16 protein-coding genes are annotated in these 18,191 nt (G+C 63.3%); 7 read left to right on the top strand and 9 right to left on the bottom strand.

The window, feature by feature from the left end:
* Positions 1 to 30: 30 nt before the first annotated feature.
* From GJV18_RS05310 to mreB, 6 genes are all read right to left on the bottom strand, one after another.
* The gene (locus GJV18_RS05310; RefSeq protein WP_160343662.1) at positions 31 to 3,861 is read right to left on the bottom strand and encodes a YhdP family protein; all 3,831 of its coding nucleotides are present in this window, start codon (positions 3,859 to 3,861) and stop codon (positions 31 to 33) included.
* 25 nt (positions 3,862 to 3,886) lie between these two features.
* On the bottom strand, positions 3,887 to 5,344 hold the full coding sequence (gene rng, locus GJV18_RS05305; protein ID WP_160343661.1) for a ribonuclease G: 1,458 nt from the start codon (positions 5,342 to 5,344) through the stop codon (positions 3,887 to 3,889).
* Between the two features lie 64 nt (positions 5,345 to 5,408).
* Entirely contained in the window at positions 5,409 to 5,996 is a 588-nt protein-coding gene (locus GJV18_RS05300; RefSeq protein WP_160343660.1) for a Maf family protein, read from the bottom strand.
* A gap of 40 nt (positions 5,997 to 6,036) precedes the next feature.
* Positions 6,037 to 6,525 carry a rod shape-determining protein MreD gene (mreD, locus tag GJV18_RS05295; RefSeq protein WP_160343659.1) on the bottom strand — a complete coding sequence of 163 codons (489 nt, stop codon included), beginning with the start codon at positions 6,523 to 6,525 and terminating at the stop codon, positions 6,037 to 6,039.
* Positions 6,522 to 7,451: a rod shape-determining protein MreC gene (mreC, locus tag GJV18_RS05290; protein WP_407692334.1), complete on the bottom strand. Its 930-nt coding sequence runs from the start codon at positions 7,449 to 7,451 to the stop codon at positions 6,522 to 6,524. Before mreC ends, mreD begins: the two co-directional genes overlap by 4 nt.
* Before the next feature lie 125 nt (positions 7,452 to 7,576).
* Entirely contained in the window at positions 7,577 to 8,614 is a 1,038-nt protein-coding gene (mreB, locus tag GJV18_RS05285) for a rod shape-determining protein MreB (protein ID WP_160343658.1), read from the bottom strand.
* Positions 8,615 to 8,855: 241 nt separating this feature from the next.
* Here mreB and gatC point away from each other — a divergent pair, with 241 nt between their 5' ends.
* From gatC to GJV18_RS05250, 7 genes are all read left to right on the top strand, one after another.
* Positions 8,856 to 9,143, top strand: a complete 288-nt coding sequence (gene gatC / locus GJV18_RS05280) for an Asp-tRNA(Asn)/Glu-tRNA(Gln) amidotransferase subunit GatC (protein WP_160343657.1) — start codon at positions 8,856 to 8,858, stop codon at positions 9,141 to 9,143.
* Positions 9,144 to 9,158: 15 nt separating this feature from the next.
* Positions 9,159 to 10,610: an Asp-tRNA(Asn)/Glu-tRNA(Gln) amidotransferase subunit GatA gene (gene gatA / locus GJV18_RS05275; RefSeq protein WP_160343656.1), complete on the top strand. Its 1,452-nt coding sequence runs from the start codon at positions 9,159 to 9,161 to the stop codon at positions 10,608 to 10,610.
* 11 nt (positions 10,611 to 10,621) lie between these two features.
* Positions 10,622 to 12,070, top strand: a complete 1,449-nt coding sequence (gatB, locus tag GJV18_RS05270) for an Asp-tRNA(Asn)/Glu-tRNA(Gln) amidotransferase subunit GatB (protein WP_160343655.1) — start codon at positions 10,622 to 10,624, stop codon at positions 12,068 to 12,070.
* 231 nt (positions 12,071 to 12,301) lie between these two features.
* The gene (locus tag GJV18_RS05265) at positions 12,302 to 12,631 is read left to right on the top strand and encodes a septal ring lytic transglycosylase RlpA family protein (protein WP_407692350.1); all 330 of its coding nucleotides are present in this window, start codon (positions 12,302 to 12,304) and stop codon (positions 12,629 to 12,631) included.
* A gap of 86 nt (positions 12,632 to 12,717) precedes the next feature.
* Positions 12,718 to 13,818 carry a calcium/sodium antiporter gene (locus GJV18_RS05260; protein ID WP_160343653.1) on the top strand — a complete coding sequence of 367 codons (1,101 nt, stop codon included), beginning with the start codon at positions 12,718 to 12,720 and terminating at the stop codon, positions 13,816 to 13,818.
* Positions 13,819 to 13,820: 2 nt separating this feature from the next.
* Positions 13,821 to 14,198: a 4-carboxymuconolactone decarboxylase gene (gene pcaC, locus GJV18_RS05255; protein WP_160343652.1), complete on the top strand. Its 378-nt coding sequence runs from the start codon at positions 13,821 to 13,823 to the stop codon at positions 14,196 to 14,198.
* 35 nt (positions 14,199 to 14,233) lie between these two features.
* Entirely contained in the window at positions 14,234 to 15,121 is an 888-nt protein-coding gene (locus tag GJV18_RS05250) for a TIGR02285 family protein (protein WP_325065242.1), read from the top strand.
* 11 nt (positions 15,122 to 15,132) lie between these two features.
* On the opposite strand, the gene GJV18_RS05245 is transcribed toward GJV18_RS05250, so the two are convergent.
* From GJV18_RS05245 to GJV18_RS05235, 3 genes are all read right to left on the bottom strand, one after another.
* The gene (locus GJV18_RS05245) at positions 15,133 to 16,074 is read right to left on the bottom strand and encodes an AEC family transporter (RefSeq protein WP_160343650.1); all 942 of its coding nucleotides are present in this window, start codon (positions 16,072 to 16,074) and stop codon (positions 15,133 to 15,135) included.
* A gap of 98 nt (positions 16,075 to 16,172) precedes the next feature.
* Positions 16,173 to 16,733: a response regulator transcription factor gene (locus tag GJV18_RS05240; RefSeq protein ID WP_160343649.1), complete on the bottom strand. Its 561-nt coding sequence runs from the start codon at positions 16,731 to 16,733 to the stop codon at positions 16,173 to 16,175.
* Between the two features lie 105 nt (positions 16,734 to 16,838).
* Complete coding sequence (locus tag GJV18_RS05235; protein ID WP_160343648.1) at positions 16,839 to 18,092, bottom strand: ATP-binding protein; 1,254 nt, start codon at positions 18,090 to 18,092, stop codon at positions 16,839 to 16,841.
* Positions 18,093 to 18,191: the final 99 nt, after the last annotated feature.

The raw sequence follows: 18,191 nt of genomic DNA, 5'->3' as shown, positions 1-18,191 counted from the left end.
AAGCGGCAAACCGCACCGATCAATCGGATCTCACTGGGGTTTCTCAAAGGGCTTGTCGAAGCTGATATCCGGATCCTGCCAGGGCCCCTTGACGTCGTATTGCACGCTGGCAAAGCGTGCCACCCGGTTGCCCAGTAGCTTGTCGGCAATAAACAGGGCACCGCCGATGGCAGGTGCCCCGACGATGATCGCCGCCAGGGGTAAATTATTGGTAACCGGTACTGTAACCAGGAGCTTGGCATTTATTTGCTCGCTGGCCATATCCAGCGTCCCTTCCAGCTGCAGGTTGCTTGATGGCCCCTCCAACGTCAGAGGTTCTCGAGTTACAAATACGCCCCGCCTAGCCTTCAACTCCCCCTTGAGACGATCATAGGAAAGGCCACGACCGAGCAAGTCCGAAAAGTCCAAGCGTAGGCGCCTACTGATCGAATTAAAATTAAGTACGCCAAAAACTCGCAATGCCGAAGCCGGCCCTTGTACCTCCTCCAGCTGACCTTGACGCAGAGAAATATCCATATCGCCAGAAAAACGCTTTAAAGCGAACCAGGCCGGAGAACCAGGCCATCGACCATCCACTTCAACTTTGAATGAGCCACTACTCAAGCTGGGGGCGTACCCCCAAGCAATCAGCACATCGGCCAAATCGCCACCTTGCAAACGTCCCTTGAACGCAGTCTGCACATCCGCGCCTACTCGCAGCCAGCTGGCGCGGCCCTCTAGTTTCAGCCCTTTGAGATTGATATCCAAATCGCGTATCAATAATCCTTCGGCATCTGGCCTAAGTTTTACCGACCAAGCACCCAGCAGTTCTTGACCTTGCCATACTTGGGAAATATGCAAATTCATGGCGGGGATCTGGCGCGTATCCACACCTGCCAAGGGATCCGGTTTGTCCATAGATTCAGACTCTGCAGTAACCGACGCCACTGCTGGGAAGCGCAAATGCTGCAAATCGACATTTATAACGTCGTTTTTTTGATCAGGTAATACCAAACGTCCTTTAATCTGCTCGCTATCAAGCAGCAGATTAAAGGCCCCAGTCTGGCGCTTGAGCTGCACGTCCAAAGCAGCCAACTCAATGCCATAACCCTGAAAGCGGCCTATATCCAAGCGCGCGTCCTGCAGTGCCGGAAAGGACGACTCACTAGATATCTGGGCATAGGGCTGCAAGGCCGCCTGCCAGGCCGACCAATCCAGCTCCGCCAGGCTTCCACGCAGGCGCACGCCCTGGCTCACCGGCAAGCTGGCCGCACCGCCCCCCAGGCGCAGTTCACCACGCCCCTCGCCCATACGCCCGACGGGCGCGGCAAACGACAGGCTGGCCCGCTCGGCATAATCGAGCCAGTAGCGGCGCTCCGCCCCACTCAGGGTCATGCGCCAGTCGGCATAGCGCTCTTCAGTTGCAGCCTTGCCGAATGGCGCCGGCAGATCGATGGCCAGTCCCTGCAAGTTCGAGTCGACCCGTAACTGGCTATCCTGTCCATCCAGGGTCAGGCGCAGGCGATAGGGCAGGCTGCCGGACAGCGGCAGGGGCTGGCTCACGCCAAGCCAGCCGCTCAGCTCGGTCAAGCCAACCCGGCCGGTGGCCTCGATCCGGCTGCGCGGCTGCTCCCGGCTGCCGTTGGCCACTATCTTGCCCCGAACCTCATGCCCCAGGACGCGGGCGCGAATATCCGGGGCACTCAGACCGCTGCCAGTGTCATAGCGGAAGGCACCTTGCAGTTCGCTCAGCTGCAAGGCGGGATTGGCCATATTCAGGCTGGCATCATCGCTGGCGAAATCCACCACCACAGCAGGCGCCTGCCCGGCACGTAACGGCAGGTCGAGCTTGAGCCTGCCGGCCAAAGCCCCCTGTCCACTCCAGCCGGCGAACAGCTCGGCCGTGCCGATAGGCGCCCGCTGCAGGATATGCAGGGCATCGCCCAGGCTGCTGCTCAGTTCGGCATTCAGCAGCAGGTGCGGAACCTGGCCGGGCTGCGTGGCGATCAGTGCCTGGGCCGCGTCAATCCGGCTATCGAGAATTCGCCCCGCCGCCAGTTCGACACGCACGCCGCTGTCCTCGACAAACACCGTGCCACGCCCTTCGCGCAGGGCCGGCCAGCCCCGCTGGAAGGCCAGCTCGGCCTCCTCCACGGCAAAGAACAGGCTCAGGCTGCGGGCGCTGGGCTCGGCGCCCTTGTTCAGCGAGCCCTGGTACTGGAAAAAACCCTCTTGCACCTGGGCGCCACGAATGGCGGTCTTCAGCCAGTCGGCCAGCTGCGGGCTGAGCCCCGGCGACAGGGTCGGCAGATATTTCTCGGTATAACGGGCATCGCCCTGACGCAGACCAACGCGCAGATCCATGTAGTCCTCGGCCGCCGGATCGAACAGCAGGCGGATCAGAAAATCCCCGGCGATCTCCCCTTCCTCACCGCGCACCTGCAGATAGGGGCTGCGCAGGGTGAAAGCCTGTTCATCCAGCTGCCAGGTCAGCCGCGCATTGGCGTGCTGGTAGCGCCAGGGTTTGGGAAACAGGGTGGCCAGGTGCAGGGCAAAGTCCTCGCTGTCCAGACGCAACTCGCCCTGGGCCAGATCGCCACTGAGGCTGCCGCTGACATTCTCCGCCGCCGGCGAGCCCAGGTAGGCGTTAAAACCGATACGTTCCAGATTGGCGGCAAACTGCAGGCGCAAGGGGCCTTCTACTTCAGGCCGGTAATCCAGCTGGATATGGTGCAGGGCGCCATGGGGCTTGAGCTGTTCCAGCAGCGCCAGGGTCTTGCCCGGCAGCGGCGCCAGGGCCGCCACCAGAGGCTGCAACGGTGCCAGATCGAGGTGATCCACCGCCAGCTGCCACTGCTGCTCCTGTTCCGCGCTTTCGCGCACATGGTTGAGGGTCAGACGCACCTCGCCCCAGCGCTGCTGATCGCGACTGAAGGCCAGATCATCCAGCTGCAGGGCAAAACCCTCGGCATTGCGCTGAAAGTAGCCATTCAATGCCAGATTATCCAGCAGCACGGGCTCCCGGGCCGCATAGCCGGCCTGCAGCCGCGGCACATGCAGGCGCGCCACCGCCCGGCTAACCGCCCCCTCAGCCCAGCTAAGCCAGACCTCTCCACCAGCACGCAATTCGTTCAGGCGCCAGTCTCTCAGCAGGCCTGAAGGAATCCAGGCCGCCCAGTCACTCTGCGGCAGGCTCAGGTACAGCTCGGCCTGCAGCTCACGCCAACTCTGCGCCTGCATGCGCGTGCGCAACTGCAGCGCCAGGGGCTGGCCGTCGGGCAACAGCAGGCGCGCATCCAGGCGCTGGCGTGCCGGGCCGTTACGCAGGCTGAGGTTGAGGTAGGTCAGGGTGCGCGGGGGCTGTTCGTGAGCCTGCAGGGTGATCTGGCTGTTATGCAGGCTAAGGCGCTGGAGCACCTGGGTCCGCGTCAGCAGTTCGGCCACATCCATGGGCGCCGCCGCCTCACGCTGCGGCAATCCCTTGAGGCTCCAGCGCCCCTCGGCGTCCTCCTGCACCACCAGCTGCAGGCCGTCCAGTTCCAGCCTGGCGATGCGCAGCTGGCGAGCCCTGAGACTGCCCAGCAGATCGGGGCGCACGCGCACCTGATCCAGTTGCACACGCCCCGCGCCCTCACCGACCTGCACATCGCGGGCCACCAGCAGCGGCGCCAGCCCCTGCCAGCGCCCCTCCAGCGCAGCAATCCGCACCGGCATGCCCAGTGCCGCCGTGGCGCGATCCTCCACCTCAAGGCGGTACTCGGCAACCCACGGCAGCAGCTCGCGGCCCAGGCTGACATACAAGGCCAGCAGCACCAACACCAGGGCACAGAGCCCCAGCAGGGTGCGCAACAGGCCCATCAGGCCACGGGCCAGATTCGCCATTCAGTTCAGCTCCGCATCGCCGCGGTCACAGCAGCACCACATCGTACTGTTCCTGGGAGTACATGGTTTCCACCTGGAACTTGATGGTGCGGCCGATAAAGGCCTCCAGATCGGCGACATTGCCCGACTCTTCATCAAGCAGGCGGTCGACCACCTTCTGATTGGCCAACACGCGATAACCTTCCGGCTGATAGGCCCGGGCCTCACGCAGAATTTCGCGGAAGATCTCGTAGCACACGGTTTCCGCGGTCTTCAGCTTGCCGCGCCCCTCGCAGGCGCTGCAGGGCTCGCAGAGCACCTGCTCGATGCTTTCACGGGTGCGCTTGCGGGTCATCTGCACCAGCCCCAGCTCGGTGATGCCGATGATGTTGGTCTTGGCGTGGTCACGCTCCAGCTGCTTCTCCAGGGTGCGCAGCACCTGGCGCTGGTGCTCCTCATCTTCCATGTCGATAAAGTCGATGATGATGATCCCGCCCAGGTTGCGCAGGCGCAGCTGGCGGGCAATGGCGGTGGCCGCCTCCAGGTTGGTCTTGAAGATGGTCTCTTCCAGGGTGCGGTGGCCGACGAAGGCGCCGGTATTCACATCGATGGTGCTCATCGCCTCGGCCGGGTCGATGATCAGATAACCGCCGGACTTGAGCGGCACCTTGCGCTCCAGGGCCTTCTGGATTTCGTCCTCGACGCCATACAGATCGAAGATTGGCCGCTCGCCGGGATAATGCTCCAGGCGATCGGCAATCTCCGGCATCAGCTCGTCGACAAACTGGGTGATCTTGCCGAAGGTCTCCCGGGAATCCACGCGGATCTTCTCGATCTTCGGATTGACCAGGTCGCGCAGGGTACGCAGCGCCAGGCTCAGGTCCTCATAGATCACCAGCGGCGTCGGCCCCACCTTCATCTGCGTGGCGATCTGCTCCCACAGACGGCGCAGATAGCGGATATCGGCGAGGATCTCATCGGCGCCAGCGCCATCGGCGGCGGTACGCAGGATAAAACCGCCGCTCTCCTCGATACCTTCGGCAGCCACGCAGTCGGCCACCACCTGCTTGAGACGCTCGCGCTCGGTCTCGTCCTCAATCTTCAGGGAAATGCCGACATGACTGGTGCGCGGCATATACACCAGATAGCGCGAGGGAATCGACAGCTGGGTGGTCAGGCGCGCGCCCTTGGTGCCGATCGGGTCTTTGGTCACCTGCACCACCAGGCTCTGGCCCTCATGCACCAGGGCGCTGATCGACTCCACCGCACTGCCTTCACGACTGGAAATTTCCGCCGCGTGGATAAAGGCCGCGCGCTCCAGGCCGATGTCGACAAAGGCAGCCTGCATGCCGGGCAGCACCCGCACCACCTTGCCCTTGTAGATATTGCCGACGATGCCGCGCTTCTGCGTGCGCTCCACGTGCACTTCCTGCAACACGCCGTTTTCCACCAGCGCCACGCGCGATTCCATCGGCGTGATATTGATCAGAATCTCTTCGCTCATGCGTCCTTCCCGATGCTCATGCCGGCGCCCGCGGACAGACCCGCGCCGCTGTTATGTCGCTGATTCAAACCTGCTGCCAGCAGGCGATGCCGAACTCGCCGAGCAACTCGGCGGTTTCGCACAGGGGCAAGCCCACGACCGCCGAATAACTGCCCTGCAGCTGACGCACAAATATCCCCGCCAAGCCCTGGATAGCATAACCGCCTGCCTTGTCCCGGGGCTCGCCGCTGGCCCAGTAAGCAGCCAGCTCGGCATCGCTCAGGGAACGGAAGCTCACTTCACTGCACACCACGCGGCAGGTCAGCCGCTCATGGCTGGCCAGGGCGACGGCAGTCAGCACCTGATGAGTACGCCCGGACAGTGCCCGCAGGGTGGCCAGACAATCCTCACGGTCCAGTGGCTTGCCGAGAATGCGCCCATCCAGCACCACGCTGGTGTCCGCGCCCAGCGCTACGGCCTGCCTGTCCTGCCCCAGGCTTGCCAGGGCAACCTGCGCCTTGGCCCGGGCCAGACGCTCTACATAGGCCAAGGGCGCCTCGCCCGGCAAGACATTTTCATCAATCGGCAGGCTATGGATGTGGAAGGGCACGCCAATCTGACTGAGCAGCTCACGTCGACGCGGCGAACCGGAGGCGAGATAGAGTGTCGGCATACTGGCCCCTCCGATGGCCGCGAGAGCAGGATAGAGCGGATCAGTTGACCCGCAGACGCAGGTGCACGACGCGCAGCAGGGTGCAAACCCAGGGCCAGAGCAGCGCACTGACCAACGCCGGCAGAATAAACAGCAAGGTGGGGGGGCGGTTGCCGGTCAGGGCATTGAGCCACAGCTGCACCAGCTGGGCCAAGCCGAAGATCACCAGCAGCACCACGCTCTGCTGCCACATGGGAAACATGCGCAGACGCTGGTGCAGGGTCTGCACCAGAAAGCTGATCAGGGTCAGCACCAGCGCATTCTGCCCGAGCAATGAGCCGTTCAGCACATCGGCCAGCAGGCCTACGCACCAGGCCGTGGCCATGCCCACCCGATGCGGCACCGCCAGCACCCAGTAGGCCAGAAACAGGGCCAGCCATAGCGGCCGGCCCACTTCCATAAAGGCCGGAATGCTGGTCACACTCAACAACAGGGCCAGGGCCAGGCTGAGCCAGACCACCCAGACATTGCTTGGCGCCGTCGAGATCATTGACCAGCCTCCTGTTCACTGCTCGCCGCCTCGGGGGGCGTGGCGCTGGCAGCGCCAGCGGCGGCCTCGGCCTGCCCCTGACGCTCACGATCAAAGGCCTCCTGGGCCTCGGCCGAATCGCTGGCGCGCTGCTCAGGCGTGCGCGTATCGGTAAACACCAGCAGCATAAAGCGGGTGCGATTAAGGCTGGCGGTGGGCATGGCGCGCACGATGGCGAAGGGCTGACCGGAGTCGTGGATCACCTCGGTGACCGTGGCCACCGGATAACCCGCCGGAAAACGCTGGCCCAGACCGGAGCTGACCAGCAGATCGCCTTCCTTGATATCCGCGGTATCGGCCACATGGCGCAGCTCCAGGCGCTCCGGGTTACCAGTACCGCTGGCGATGGCGCGCAGACCGTTGCGATTGACCTGCACCGGAATACTGTGGGTGGTGTCGGTGAGCAGCAACACCCGCGAGCTGTAGGGCAGCACTTCGACCACCTGGCCCATCAGGCCGCGGGCATCGAGCACCGGCTGGCCGAGCAGCACGCCATCCTTGCTGCCCTTGTCGATCAGGATGCGATGACTGTAGGGATTGGGGTCTATGCCGATCAGCTCGGTGGCCAGCACCTCGTCATCCACCAGGGCGGCCGAGTTGAGCAATTCGCGCAGGCGCACATTCTGCTCGGTCAGCGCCGCCAGCTTCTGCAGGCGGCGCTGCATCATCAGCTGTTCGGCCTTGAGCTTCTCGTTTTCCGCCGCCAGTTCATTGCGCGTGCTCAATTCCTGAGTCGCGCCCTCCCACAACCGTACCGGCAAACGCCCCAGCCAGTAGACCGGTTCGACCACCAGGCCAAGCTGGGTACGCAGCGGCTGCAATACAGTAAAGCGGGCATCCACCACCATCAGCGCGGCCGATAGCACGGTGAACACCAGCAGGCGCACACCGAGCGAAGGTCCTTTGGCGAATAGCGGTTTGATGAGCGTTTCCTCAGGGCATCAGGCAGCAAACAAAAAGCTGCAAGCGAGCATAACCCGATTGCAGCTTGAGCAGACGAGCGGCGCAGGCCTTATTCCGAGGACAGCAGATCCATGGTGTGACGATCCATCATCTCCAGGGCCTTGCCGCCACCGCGGGCCACACAGGTCAGCGGGTCTTCGGCGACAATCACCGGCAGGCCGGTTTCCTGGCTCAGCAGCTTGTCCAGGTCGCGCAGCAGGGCACCACCACCGGTCAGCACCAGGCCACGCTCGGCGATATCCGAGGCCAGTTCCGGCGGCGACTGTTCCAGGGCGCTCTTGACCGCCTGAACGATGGTGGCCAGGGATTCCTGCAGGGCTTCCAGCACTTCACTGGAGTTCAGGGTAAAGCTGCGCGGCACACCTTCGGCCAGGTTGCGGCCACGCACATCGACTTCACGCAGTTCGCCACCGGCGTAGGCGGTGCCGATTTCCTGCTTGATGCGCTCGGCGGTGGATTCGCCGATCAGCGAGCCATAGTTGCGGCGCACATAGGTGATGATGGCTTCGTCAAAACGGTCGCCACCGACGCGCACGGATTCAGCGTAAACCACACCATTGAGCGAGATCAGGGCGATTTCAGTGGTACCGCCACCGATATCGACCACCATCGAACCGCGGGCTTCCTCCACCGGCAAGCCGGCGCCGATGGCAGCGGCCATCGGCTCCTCGATCAGGAACACTTCACGGGCACCAGCGCCAAGGGCGGATTCGCGAATGGCACGGCGCTCCACCTGGGTGGATTTGCATGGCACGCAGATCAGCACGCGCGGCGAAGGCTGCAGAAAGCTGTTTTCATGCACCTTGTTGATAAAGTACTGCAGCATCTTCTCGCAGACGCTGAAGTCGGCGATCACGCCGTCCTTCATCGGGCGGATGGCGGCGATATTGCCCGGGGTACGCCCAAGCATGCGTTTGGCCTCGGTTCCGACCGCCACCACACTCTTCTGGTTGCCATGGGTGCGGATGGCAACGACCGACGGCTCGTTGAGGACGATGCCGCGTTCGCGAACATAAATCAGGGTATTGGCAGTGCCCAGGTCGATAGAAAGATCGCTGGAAAACATGCCACGCAGTTTTTTGAACATGGGAGAGGGACCCTAGGCAACGCGTGGGTAAAAAAGTGCGGCAAACTCTAACAACGACAGGGATTTTGAGCAAGGCACCAATATGTTAGATTGCCGGTTTTTCCGGGCTTTACGGCCCATCATCGCGGCCTTTGACCGCCGGCTTCCCGCATCCGTTCCCTGCACTTTCAAGCATGGCGACTCGATCACATTTGCATAAGCCGCTCGCCGTTTGCGCAACCTTTATATAGGGAGACACCCGATGGCGCTTGAACGCTCCGACGTGGAGAAGATCGCTCATCTGGCCCGACTGGGCCTGAATGAAGACGATATTCCGAGTACCACCACGACCCTGAATAACATCCTCGGCCTGATCGACCAGATGCAGGCCGTCAATACTGACGGTATCGAGCCCCTGGCCCACCCCCTGGAGGCCACCCAGCGCCTGCGCGCCGACCAGGTCACCGAACGCAACCAGCGCGAGGCCTACCAGGCCATCGCCCCGGCCGTGGAAAACGGCCTGTATCTGGTTCCGAAAGTCATCGAGTAAGGGAAACGCCCAGCCATGTACCAACTGACTCTGGCCGAGATCGCCCGCGGACTCGCCGACAAGCAATTTTCCGCTGAAGAGCTGACCCGCAGCCTGCTGGCCCGTATTGCCCAGCTCGACCCGCAGCTCAATAGCTTTATTACCGTTACCGAAGAGCTTGCGCTGGAGCAGGCCAAGGCCGCCGACGCCCGCCGCGCTGCCGGCGAGAATGGCGCCCTGCTCGGCGCACCGATCGCTCACAAGGACCTGTTCTGCACCCAGGACGTGCTGACCAGCTGCGCCTCCAAGATCCTGCAAGGCTTCAAGGCGCCTTACAACGCCACTGTGGTCGAGAAGCTTGCCGCCGCCGGCGCCGTGACCCTGGGCAAGCTGAATATGGACGAGTTCGCCATGGGCTCGGCCAACGAGTCCAGCCACTACGGCGCGGTGAAGAACCCCTGGGATCTGACCCGCGTGCCGGGCGGCTCCAGCGGTGGCTCGGCAGCAGCAGTCGCCGCACGCCTATTGCCGGCCGCCACTGGCACCGACACCGGCGGCTCGATCCGCCAGCCGGCCGCGCTGACCAACCTCACCGGGATCAAGCCGACCTACGGCCGCGTGTCGCGCTGGGGCATGATCGCCTACGCCTCCAGCCTCGATCAGGGTGGCCCACTGGCGCGCAACGCAGAAGACTGCGCGCTGATGCTGCAAGCCATGGCCGGCTTCGATGCCAAGGACTCGACCTGTGTCGATCAGCCGGTTGACGACTATCTGGCCGCGCTGAGCCAGCCGCTGACCGGCCTGCGCATCGGCCTGCCCAAGGAATACTTCGGCGCCGGCCTGGATGCGCGCATCGGCGAGAAGGTGATGGCCGTGGTCGAGGAGCTGAAAAAGCTCGGCGCCACCGTCAAGGACATCAGCCTGCCGAATATGCAGCATGCGATTCCGGCCTACTACGTGATTGCCCCGGCCGAAGCCAGCTCCAACCTGTCTCGTTTCGACGGTGTGCGCTTCGGCTACCGCTGCGAAAACCCCAAGGACCTGCAGGACCTGTACAAGCGCTCGCGTGGTGAAGGCTTTGGCGCGGAAGTGAAGCGCCGCATCATGGTCGGCACCTATGCACTCTCCGCCGGCTACTACGATGCCTACTACCTCAAGGCGCAGAAGATCCGCCGGCTGATCAAGAACGATTTCGTCGCCGCCTTTAATGAGGTCGACGTGATTCTCGGCCCAACCACGCCGAACCTGGCCTGGAAGCTCGGCGAGAAGAACAACGATCCGGTCGCCGCCTATCTGGAAGATATCTACACCATCACCGCCAACCTCGCCGGCATCCCCGGCCTGTCGATGCCGGCCGGCTTCGTCTACGGCTTGCCGGTGGGTGTGCAGTTGCTCGGCAACTACTTCCAGGAAGGCCGCCTGCTTAACGTCGCCCACCAGTACCAACAGGTCACTGACTGGCATAAACAAGCACCGAGCGGCTTCTGAGGACGATCACTATGCAATGGGAAACCGTAATCGGGCTGGAAATTCACGCCCAGCTTTCCACCCAATCGAAGATTTTCTCCGGCAGTGCCATCGCCTTTGGTGCCGAGCCCAACACCCAGGCCAGCCTGGTTGATCTGGGCATGCCCGGCACCCTGCCGGTGCTCAATGCCGAAGCGGTACGCATGGCCTGCAAGTTCGGCCTGGCCATCGACGCCGAAATCGCCCCGCAGAACGTCTTCGCCCGCAAGAACTACTTCTACCCGGACCTGCCCAAGGGCTATCAGACCAGCCAGATGGACCATCCCATCGTCGGCAAGGGCTTTCTCGATATCACCCTGGAAGACGGCACCACCAAGCGTATCGGCATCACCCGCGCGCACCTGGAAGAAGACGCCGGCAAGAGCCTGCACGAAGACTTCCACGGCATGAGCGGCATCGACCTCAACCGCGCTGGCACTCCGCTGCTGGAGATCGTCTCCGAGCCGGATATCCGCAGCGCCAAGGAAGCGGTGGCCTATGTCAAAGCCATCCACGCGCTGGTGCGCTACCTGGGCATCTGCGACGGCAATATGGCCGAAGGCTCGCTGCGCTGCGACTGCAACGTCTCGGTTCGCCCCAAGGGCCAGGCCGAGTTCGGCACCCGCGCCGAGATCAAGAACGTCAACTCGTTCCGCTTTATCGAGAAGGCGATCAACCACGAAGTGCAACGGCAGATCGAGCTGATCGAGGACGGCGGCAAGGTGGTGCAGGAAACCCGCCTGTACGACCCGAACAAGGACCAGACGCGCTCCATGCGCAGCAAGGAAGAGGCCAACGACTACCGCTACTTCCCCTGCCCCGACCTGCTGCCGGTGGTGATCGAACAGAGCTTCCTCGACGAAGTGCGCGCCAGCCTGCCGGAGCTGCCGGTGCAGAAGCGCGAGCGTTTCGAGTCGCAGTTCGGTCTGTCCGCCTACGACGCCACGGTGCTGGCCGCCAGCCGCGAACTGGCCGACTACTTCGAAGCCGTGAATACCGTGTGCGGCGATGCCAAGCTGGCCGCCAACTGGGTGATGGGCGAGCTGTCCAGCCTGCTCAACAAGGACAACCTGGATATCGAGCAGTCGCCGGTATCGGCCGAGCAACTGGGCGGGATGATCCTGCGCATCAAGGACAACACCATCAGCGGCAAGATCGCCAAGATGGTGTTCGAAGCCCTGGCGGCCGGTGAAGGTGCCAGCGCTGACGAGATCATCGAGAGCAAGGGCCTCAAGCAGGTCACCGACTCGGGTGCCATCGAGAAGATGCTGGACGAAGTGCTGGCGGCCAACGCCGAGCAGGTCGAGCAGTACCGCGCCAGCGATGAAGCCAAACGCGGCAAGATGTTCGGCTTCTTTGTCGGCCAGGCCATGAAAGCCTCGAAAGGCAAGGCCAACCCTGGTCAGGTGAACGAACTGCTGAAGAAAAAGCTCGAAGGGTGAGCCGGTAGATGCCAACGCATGCGTTGGCCCGGCAACGACCGGCCATGGATGGCCGAGCCGGCATCCTTTCTAGCCAGGGATGGATAGCAACAACGACGCCGGGCTTGCCCGGCGTTTGTTTGCCCGGAGAACCCAACAATGCCTACTTGTAGCCCGGATGCCATCCGGAAATCCTTACTGCCCCGGATTGCATCCGGGCTACAGGCCGTCGTCGTATTCGGTCTGCTCGCAATGCTCGGCGGTTGCTCCACTGTTGGCACAGGCGGCGTCACGCAAACCGGCAAGGCCTCCTACTACGGCGACCGCCACCACGGTAACAAGACCGCCAGCGGCGAGCGCTTCGATCAGCATGCGCTGACCGCCGCGCACCGCAGCCTGCCGTTCGGCACGCGGGTGCGGGTGACCAACATGAGCAACGACAAGTCCGTGGTGGTGCGCATCAATGACCGCGGCCCCTTCGTGCGCGGGCGCATCATCGACGTTTCGCGCGCCGCCGCCGAACGCCTCGACATGCTGCGCGCCGGTGTGGTGCCGGTGCGGCTTGAACCTTTGCCGGACTGACGCCACAGATAAATAAAGATACAGCCGGCACTGGCAGCCCTACACGGGATGATTAAACTAGCGCCACTTTTATGGAGCCCCCTGCAATGACCCTGATGACCTTTGTTTACCTGATCGCCGGCCTGGTGCTGCTGGTTGCCGGCGCAGAAGTGCTGGTACGCGGCGCCGCCAAGCTGGCCGCCCAGTTCGGCATCTCGCCCCTGGTGATCGGTCTGACCGTGGTGGCCTTCGGTACCAGCGCCCCGGAAACTGCGGTCAGCGTGCAGGCGGCCTTTAATGGCAGCGGCGACCTGGCCATCGGCAACGTGATCGGCAGCAATATCGCCAACGTCTTGCTGGTACTGGGCGCCACCGCCCTGGTCGCACCACTGATTGTCTCCCGCCAGCTGATCCGCCTGGACGTGCCGATCATGATCGGTGCCAGCCTGGTGGTCTACGCCCTGGCGTGGGACGGCGCCCTGAGCCGCCTGGAAGGGCTGCTGCTGTTCGCCGGTGTCGTCAGCTATACCGCCTTTCTGGTCATCAGCTCGCGCCGTGATAAGAGCGCCGCTGAAGCAGATGATGAGTTCGTCAAGGAGTTCGGCCTGGATGAGCCGGCCAAACCCCATGCCTGGGCCATCAACCTGGGGCTGATCATTGCCGGTCTAGTGCTGCTGGTGGCCGGTTCCAATTTCCTTGTTGAGGGGGCCGTCAGCCTGGCCCGCGCCCTGGGCCTGTCGGAGCTGGTGATCGGCCTGACCGTGATCGCCATCGGCACCTCGCTGCCGGAGCTGGCGACCTCGATCATCGCGGCCTTCAAGGGCGAGCGCGATATCGCCGTGGGCAATATCGTCGGCAGCAATATCTTCAACCTGCTCTGCGTACTGGGCCTGACCGCCCTGGTGTCGCCCCAGGCCGTGGCCGTGGCGGCCAACGCCCTGGCCTTCGACTTCCCGGTCATGATTGCCGTGGCCGTGGCCTGCCTGCCGATCTTCTTCGCCGGTTACCGCATCAACCGCTGGGAAGGTCTGCTGTTTCTCGCCTATTACGTGGCCTATACGGTTTACCTGGTGCTGTCCTCGACCGGACGCCCGTTCGCCGAGGTATTCGGTGACGCCATGCTCGGCTACGCCCTGCCGCTGACGGCCATCACCCTGGTGATCATTGCCGGGCGTGCCTGGCACAAACAGCGCGACGAGGCCGTCTGAGCATGAATAACGACCGCGAACAGGGACTGCAAGTACGCCGCGAGGTAATGGGCGATGCCTTTGTCGACCGCGCGCTGAATAACGCGACCGACTTTACCCAGCCGCTGCAGGACTTCGTCAATGAACACGCCTGGGGCGGCGTGTGGACCCGCGAGGGCCTGGACCGCAAGACCCGCAGCCTGATCACCCTGGCCGCCCTCACCGCCCTGAAATGCCCGCAGGAACTCAAGGGCCATGTACGCGGCGCCCTGAACAATGGCTGCACGGTGGCCGAGATCCGCGAAGCGCTGCTGCACTGCGCGGTCTATGCCGGGGTACCAGCGGCCATCGACGCCTTTCGTGCGGCCCAGGAAGTCATCGAAACCGAACAATCCTCCTAGTTTGGCGCAGCGGAACACGCAGACGACTAGACTGAATGGAACCTTCGACCATCGCTTATAGGTTCCTCATGAAACGGCTGCTTGGACTGTTACTGGCAGCGCTGTCCACCCTCAACATCGCGCAGGCAGAACGGGTCATATGGCTGGGGGCGGAGTTCCCGCCCATGGCTATCCACCGGGGCCCACATGCCAACCAGGGCTATATCAATGCCCTCTACGACTATCTCAGGCAGGCCCTGCCCGAGTACCAGTTCTCCGAGCAGATCCTGCCCTGGAGCCGCGCCATGCACCTTGCTAGCCAGGGTGGCCCCTACTGCTTGATTGCCGCCTTCAAGACCCCCGAACGCGAGACTTACCTGCGCTTTACCTCGCCCTATGGCTACCTGATGCCTCTGGGGCTGGTCATCCATCAGGACAAAACCGGGGATCTAACGCCCTACCTCAACCAGGCAGGCCAGGTTGAACTGGACAGGCTCCTGGCCAACCCGGAGTTGCGCCCTGGCCTGGCCAATCATCGCAGTTACGGCGCGCAGATCGACCAGTTCCTGCGGCAAGCACATGATGCGGGTCGAGACAGCCTGACGCGTATTTACCAAGGAGACTCCACGCGCGCGCTATTCGACATGCTGGATCATAAGCGTATCGACTACGGCTTCGGCTACCCCAACGAAATCGTCTATTACTCGCAAAACCATCAACACCTGCGCTTCTACCCCATAGCCGGTGGCGACGCTTTATTGCCTGGGCGTTTTAGCTGTACCCGCAGCCCGGAAACCGACCGTGTCTTCGCCGCGCTTGAAGGCCTGTTACACGACCAGGCGCATCGGCAAATCTTTCGCAGCAGCTACGAGCGCTGGCTACCAGCAGACCTACGCCAGCGCTACGCACAACAGCTCAGGCAATTGCCGCCCAATGCCCATTGAGCCCATTAGTCCTAGATCCACCCTGCCCATTGCAAGGCGAACAAGCCGATATTGGTGCTGAGCACCGAGGCCAGGGTGGTGATCACGATAATCACTGCCGCCAGCTGGTGATTGGCCCCCACCGCCTTGGCCATGACAAAGCTGGCCGCCGCCGTGGGGCTGACGAAGTAGAGAAACAGGATCGCCAGCTCCGCCTCGCGAAAGCCCCAGAACCAGGCGCCCAGGGTGGCCAGCAGGGGCAGCCAGAAGACCTTGAGCAGACTGGAACTCAGGGCCACCCCACTGCCCTCGCGCAGCGAGGCCAGGGTCAGGGTGCCACCAATGCAGATCAGCGCCAGGGGCAGGCTCATCTTGGCGAAGTACCCACCGGAGACCAGCAGCCACTGGGGCAGCGGAATCTGCCACCAGGCAAAGGGAATGGCCGCCAGCACACCGATGATCAACGGGTTGCCGAGCACACTCTTGAGCAGACTCCAGGGGTCGGTCTTGGCCTCTGGGCTGTAGATGGCCAGGACGATGGCCGACAGCGTGTTGTAGCTGAGAATCACCAGGCCGCCGAGCACCGCCCCCAGCGACAGGCCATAGTCGCCATACATGCTGGTGGCCAGGGCCAGGCCGATAATGCCGTTGTTGCCGCGAAAGGCACCCTGGGTATAGACCCCGCGATCCTCCCGCGGGCAGCGCCATAGCGACCAGCCCCAGGCCAGGAGAAAGCAGGCGATGGTGGCCAGCAGGAAATACAGCAGCAACGCGGGTTGCAGGGCGCGACTCAGGTCGGCGTTGACGATACCGAGAAACAGCAGGGTCGGCAGGGTGCCGCGAAACACCAGGGTCGAGGCGGTATTGATAAAGGCCGCATCGATCAATCCCCAGCGCTTGAGTGCCACGCCGAGAAACAGCATGGAGAAGACCGGCGCGGTCACCGCGAGGGTTTGCTGAAGGATGGCGAGCATGGCGGTTCCCAAAAGAGCAAAGCAGGGCCGCGCAGCATATCAGGGGCAAAGCCTGCCAAGCTTTCAGCAGGCTTTCAGGAGAGCTTTTTTCGCCTTATTCAGCGCCTAACCGGACGCTTCTGCAGCTTGCGCTGCAGGGTACGCCGATGCATGCCCAGGGCGCGGGCGGTGGCGGAGATATTGCCTTCGTGTTCGGTCAGTACACGCTGGATATGCTCCCACTGCAGGCGGTCCACCGACATCGGGTTGTCCGGCACCAGGCTGTCCAGATCGGCATGCTGGGTCAGCAGCGCAGCCAGCACGTCATCGGCATCGGCCGGCTTGCACAGGTAGTTGCAGGCGCCGCGCTTGATCGCCTCAACTGCGGTGGCAATGCTTGAATAGCCGGTGAGGATCACCACGCGCATCTCGGCATCCAGCTCCAGCAGCTTGGGCAGCAGCACCAGGCCGGAGTCGCCCTCCATCTTCAGATCCAGCACCGCGTAGTCGGGCATATCCTGCTCGGCCAGGGCCAGGCCCTCTTCCGCCGAGCCCGCAGTGGAGACACGCAGGCCGCGACGACTCATGGCCCGGGCCATGACCCGGGTAAAGGTGGGGTCGTCGTCCACCAGCAGCAGGTGGGGTTGTTCGTCGCCGTCGAACAGGACTTCGTCACTCATACGCAATCTCTCCTAACAGACATGCCGCCCTCATCCGTCGCTGCGCGCCACCTTCTCCCACAGGGAGAAGGACAAAATTGATGGCGTCGCCATGCGACTTCTAGCTCAACCTCGGCCATAGGCACGGGGCAGCTTCAACTCGGTCAGGGTGCCGCCTTCTTCGTGGTTATACAACTTAACCGTGCCACCGGCACGGGTGACGCTGGCCTGGCTGAGAAACAGGCCCAGGCCGAAGCCCTTGCCCTTGGTGGTAAAGAAGGGCCGACCCAGCTGTTCGGCGATGGCCAGGGGCACCCCGGCACCGAAGTCGCGGATGCTCAGGCGCAGCCACTGGTGATCCCAGTCCAGACGAATATCAAGGTTGTCCGGGCAGGCATCGGCGGCATTGTTGAGCAGGTTGAGCAGGGCCTGGGTCAGGTCGGTGGGCGGCATCAGTCGCGGTGGCGTGCCACGGCCCAGGCACTGATAGCGATAGCTGGCCTCGGGGCGCATCAGGTGCCAGCGCTTGAGCGCCGCCTCCAGCCACTCCACGCAGGACTGCTCGACCACCGCCTGGCGCCGGTCGGCCTCAGCGGCGCGCACCAGTTGCTGCAGGGTCTCCTTGCACAGCTTGACCTGCTCCTGCAGCAGCGCCAGGTCTTCCTGCAGGGTTGGCTCCTGATGTTCGCGGCGCAGCTCCTTGATCAGCACGCTCATGGTCGCCAGGGGCGTGCCCAGCTCATGGGCCGCGCCGGCGGCCTGGGTGGCCACGGCCAGCAACTGCTGATCGCGCATGCCCTCCTCACGGCGCTCGGCGCGCAACTCCTCCTGACGGCGCAACTCCTCGGCCATCTTGGCCACGAAGAAGGTGATCAGCCCCGCAGCCAGAGCAAAACTCAGCCACATGCCGTAGATCAGCAGGCTGTCGCGAGGGCCAGGCGGCACTTCCAAGGGGTGGGTCCAGACCAGCAACAGGGTATAGCCGGCCAGGGCCAGGCCGGACAGGACAATGGTATAGAGCCAGGGCAGGGTCGCCGCAGCGATGGTCAGCGGCACCAGGTAATAGGACACGAAGGGGTTCGTCGAGCCCCCGGTGTAGTACAGAAGCACGCTATGGATGACCAGGTCGCAGCCCAGCTGCAGGGCATATTCCTGCTCGGTCACCGGCCAGGGACCGCGCAGGCGCAAGGCAGTGCCCAGACACAGCAGCAGGGACACCAGCAGGGTGATGCTCAGGGCCTGCCAGGGCAGCGGCAACAGCCCGGACTTGTAAGCCAGCCCCACCGAGCCGGCCTGGGCGGCCAGTACCAGAATACGGATCAGGGTCAGACGCCAGAGGTTTTGCCGGCTGGCCGAGAGTAACTGCACGGGTGCGAGCATAGACACTCCATAAAGCGCGTGAACCGGGCGGCCGAAGTATAACCAAGGCCTGGGAGCCTGTCGGGCTTAGGACTGTCCTACTGCGGCAACACGCCGCAG

The sequence above is a fragment of the Pseudomonas xionganensis genome (assembly GCF_009763245.1).
Classification (GTDB): domain Bacteria; phylum Pseudomonadota; class Gammaproteobacteria; order Pseudomonadales; family Pseudomonadaceae; genus Aquipseudomonas; species Aquipseudomonas xionganensis.
Note: the sequence above shows the minus strand (reverse complement) of the source record. Positions and strands in the feature narration are given on the sequence as shown.

Bases quoted from the DNA above. Each gene is read 5' to 3' on its own strand.
- mreD (WP_160343659.1), bottom strand. From the start codon at position 6,525: ATGATCTCGACGGCGCCAAGCAATGTCTGGGTGGTCTGGCTCAGCCTG.
- GJV18_RS05250 (WP_325065242.1), top strand. From the start codon at position 14,234: ATGGAACCTTCGACCATCGCTTATAGGTTCCTCATGAAACGGCTGCTT.
- mreB (WP_160343658.1), bottom strand. From the start codon at position 8,614: ATGTTCAAAAAACTGCGTGGCATGTTTTCCAGCGATCTTTCTATCGAC.
- gatA (WP_160343656.1), top strand. From the start codon at position 9,159: ATGTACCAACTGACTCTGGCCGAGATCGCCCGCGGACTCGCCGACAAG.
- gatC (WP_160343657.1), top strand. From the start codon at position 8,856: ATGGCGCTTGAACGCTCCGACGTGGAGAAGATCGCTCATCTGGCCCGA.
- pcaC (WP_160343652.1), top strand. From the start codon at position 13,821: ATGAATAACGACCGCGAACAGGGACTGCAAGTACGCCGCGAGGTAATG.
- GJV18_RS05265 (WP_407692350.1), top strand. From the start codon at position 12,302: ATGCTCGGCGGTTGCTCCACTGTTGGCACAGGCGGCGTCACGCAAACC.
- GJV18_RS05235 (WP_160343648.1), bottom strand. From the start codon at position 18,092: ATGCTCGCACCCGTGCAGTTACTCTCGGCCAGCCGGCAAAACCTCTGG.
- GJV18_RS05245 (WP_160343650.1), bottom strand. From the start codon at position 16,074: ATGCTCGCCATCCTTCAGCAAACCCTCGCGGTGACCGCGCCGGTCTTC.
- GJV18_RS05310 (WP_160343662.1), bottom strand. From the start codon at position 3,861: ATGGCGAATCTGGCCCGTGGCCTGATGGGCCTGTTGCGCACCCTGCTG.
- rng (WP_160343661.1), bottom strand. From the start codon at position 5,344: ATGAGCGAAGAGATTCTGATCAATATCACGCCGATGGAATCGCGCGTG.
- GJV18_RS05260 (WP_160343653.1), top strand. From the start codon at position 12,718: ATGACCCTGATGACCTTTGTTTACCTGATCGCCGGCCTGGTGCTGCTG.
- GJV18_RS05300 (WP_160343660.1), bottom strand. From the start codon at position 5,996: ATGCCGACACTCTATCTCGCCTCCGGTTCGCCGCGTCGACGTGAGCTG.
- gatB (WP_160343655.1), top strand. From the start codon at position 10,622: ATGCAATGGGAAACCGTAATCGGGCTGGAAATTCACGCCCAGCTTTCC.
- GJV18_RS05240 (WP_160343649.1), bottom strand. From the start codon at position 16,733: ATGAGTGACGAAGTCCTGTTCGACGGCGACGAACAACCCCACCTGCTG.